At 34.9% G+C, this 3,095-nt stretch carries 3 protein-coding genes; all 3 read left to right on the top strand.

Annotated elements, in window-relative coordinates; genetic code table 11:
- On the top strand, positions 1-1,008 hold a 1,008-nt coding region (locus tag BUB89_RS18130), incomplete at its 5' end, for a hypothetical protein (RefSeq protein ID WP_073247536.1).
- A gap of 10 nt (positions 1,009-1,018) precedes the next feature.
- Complete coding sequence (locus tag BUB89_RS17695) at positions 1,019-1,732, top strand: PRTRC system protein B (protein WP_073247535.1); 714 nt, start codon at positions 1,019-1,021, stop codon at positions 1,730-1,732.
- Entirely contained in the window at positions 1,729-2,535 is an 807-nt protein-coding gene (locus BUB89_RS17690; RefSeq protein ID WP_073247534.1) for a PRTRC system ThiF family protein, read from the top strand. Before BUB89_RS17695 ends, BUB89_RS17690 begins: the two co-directional genes overlap by 4 nt.
- Positions 2,536-3,095: the final 560 nt, after the last annotated feature.

The raw sequence follows: 3,095 nt of genomic DNA, 5'->3' as shown, positions 1-3,095 counted from the left end.
ACCAGTACCAATGTTGCCAATGGTTTTTTAAGAACTTCATTCCTGCCAGTTTTGGCAGAAACGAAAACGGTAAAGGCTTGTAAGAAAACAGCAAAAACGGAAAGAGATTTTTACCAATCTCTTTCCCAACTTGCAACGCATTATAACATTAACCCCATACATACCCAATCTTTTGGTTTTCCATATAATATCGCTTTGGCTTTATGGGACACCAAAGAAAAACTAAAAGATAAAGTTAAGGATTGGGAAAAAATCAAACTCGTAAAGGATAGTAAAAAAACCTTTTTTACAAGTGAAGAACGATACAATACTAACTCTACACTATATTATATTCCTGTAGTACCGCTGTACAGATTACTGAAAAACAGAAAACAAAAATACAGTGCACAGCTTTTATTATCAGTTTGTAGTTATCTCTATCATAGTGTTAACATCCCTTATTACAGACAGGAAAATAGTTTTCTGTATTATCAATACGAGATGTTAAAAGAATGGCAACTAACTGATGATGATTCCGATGAAACATCCATTTATTTGAGTGAATTCGAACAAGCGGAATGTATTGGTGACAAAATGGAACAAAAAATCTTCAATACTGCCAATTTAACTTTTTTCAAAAAACGATTGAACCACTTTAAATGTACGAACATTTTTGAACAGGATTGTTTAAAATTAGCTCAAGAAACCTATATCCTTTTAGAACAATATCCAAATGAAAATGTATTTCGAAATGCAAGACCCAGCGATGAAGCAGACGAAAACGAAGAAGAAACAGATAACATTTTAACAATGGATTACTACATATCTTTTTATGCTGATGGAAAAGGTTGGCTAAATGAAAATATTATTCAATGCGTAAATAACGAATTACAAGAATACGGACAAATTGAAGAGCCTAGTATCGTTAAGCGTTTCGATGGAAGTGACATCACAGCAAACAATCTTGATTTTGAGAATAGATTGTTTGCCCTTATCGGAGAATTAATTTACCTATTAAACAATTTTTAAAACAATAGTGATGAAAGGCATTACAGAAAATTTTGGAACGCTATACCATCCTAAATTGGCATTAGTATTCTACCAGACTAAAGGAATGAATTCAGACACCTATGTAGAATCTTTTGATATGGATAAAAAGGGAAATCCTATTAATGCCCATCCCTTGACTGTAAGAGAAGCAAACCAACTGGTAAAAACATTAAAGACAGCCAAAGAAGAAAAAGAACCTTGTTTAAAATCAGACGGAATAATTAGCAATGCTATTTTACATATTAACCTTAATCAAAATAAGGTAATTTGGTTTACCAAAGCCATGCAAAGAGAACTGTGTTTTACAGAAAATCTAGGTATTCCAAATGGCAAGGCAAATGTCCCTCCTATGTTATGGATTGCCAACAAAAATAGTCTTTCTGTTTTTGCTTTGGGAAGCAGCCGCAGACCAAACGAAAATACAAAATTGTACAATGCTCCTTTTTTTAATGTATATGAAAATGGTAATGCTTGTATGGGAACGGTAGATGTTCAAATTAAGAAAATTGCTTCATTAGAAGAGTTTACAACCGCATGGGAAAGTTATTTTTTCAACAGCTACTTCAGTCATTTGATGCTGGACTATAATCCGATAAACGGAAACTGTGTAATACTTTGGGAAAGCCTTGTCAATACAAACAACACTTTTCCAAAAGAAGTATTAAAAAAGAATGATAAAACCTTAAAAGATATATTGTCATGAATATCGAAAAAACAAAAGTTCATTTTACGGACAACTATTTAATAAATCCCACAAACCCAATAGTGGTAAATCTTATCGGTGCAGGTGGTACAGGATCAAAAGTATTAACTTCCCTTATGGAAATGAATCACAGCCTTATTGCATTAGGTCATGCAGGTTTAAATGTTCGTCTTTGGGATGATGATATTATAACGGAAGCCAATTTAGGCAGACAACGATTTGCCCATTCTGAAACAGGACTGTACAAATCAGTGGCATTGATAAACCGTGCCAACCGTTGGTCGGGTACAAACTGGAAAGCGGAAACCATAAAATTTGAAAAAGACAGTTTGGATAGATTACCCGAAAATGCGGGAGCAACTATTTTTATTAGCTGTGTGGATAGCGTGAAAGCTCGTTTTGAAATTGCTGATATTTTGAAACAACTTAATAACAGTAGAGCTTATGCTAATCGTCCTCGTTATTGGATGGACTTTGGCAATAGCCAACACACAGGACAAGTTATACTATCGTCTATAGGTACTATTAAACAACCCAATTCAGAGAAATACGAAACCGTTGCTAACTTACCATTTGTAACCGAAGAATTTCCCGAACTGCTGAAACAGTCCGAAATTACAGATGACACTCCAAGTTGCTCCCTTGCGGAAGCATTGGAAAAACAAGATTTATATATTAATTCTGCACTTGCACAAATGGGAAGTTCTCTTTTATGGGGTTTGTTTCGCAATGGACTAACCCAATACAGAGGCTTTTTTCTCAATTTGAAAGACTTTAGGTCACAGCCCATCCCAGTTGGCTAAGCCAACCCCGATAGTTATCGGGGCGGGCTGCAAAAAGACACTCCCTTCCGATGGTCGGGAAAGTCTTTTTGCAGAAGAAAGGATACAAGCACTTTGGTATAATTTGAATCCTCCTATTTTACCAAAAAGCTTGTGATTTTTGCATGAGGATATTCATTATCCTCCTTATTCGTTTTGTGCGACTTCTTTTCTTTCCTCATAAGCGACCAAAGAAAAGAAGCAAAAGAACGTCGCTTTATTATTTATGATGAAATCAGAGTAAAAAGACACTCCCTCTCGATGGTCGGGAAAGTCTTTTTGCTGAAAAAAGGTGCAAGCACTTTGTTAAAATGTGAATCCTCCCATTTTACCAAAAAGCTTGCGGGTTTTGCATGAGAATATTCATTATCCTCTTTATTGGTTTGGTTTAACTTCTTTTCTTTCTACATCAGCGACCAAAGAAAAGAAGCAAAAGAATGCCGCTTGATTATTTTGGATTTTGTGTTTCAATTAAAACCACTTCTTCTTTTTCTTTCTTTTGTCTTGAATAACTCCAGAAGAACAAAAGTCCAAAAACAATC

The organism is Flavobacterium flevense (assembly GCF_900142775.1).
GTDB classification, from domain to species: Bacteria; Bacteroidota; Bacteroidia; order Flavobacteriales; family Flavobacteriaceae; genus Flavobacterium; species Flavobacterium flevense.
Note: the sequence above shows the minus strand (reverse complement) of the source record. Positions and strands in the feature narration are given on the sequence as shown.

What these genes read in the sequence shown, in the direction of transcription:
- BUB89_RS17695 (WP_073247535.1), top strand. Translation starts at nt 1,019, where the DNA reads ATGAAAGGCATTACAGAAAATTTTGGAACGCTATACCATCCTAAATTG.
- BUB89_RS17690 (WP_073247534.1), top strand. Translation starts at nt 1,729, where the DNA reads ATGAATATCGAAAAAACAAAAGTTCATTTTACGGACAACTATTTAATA.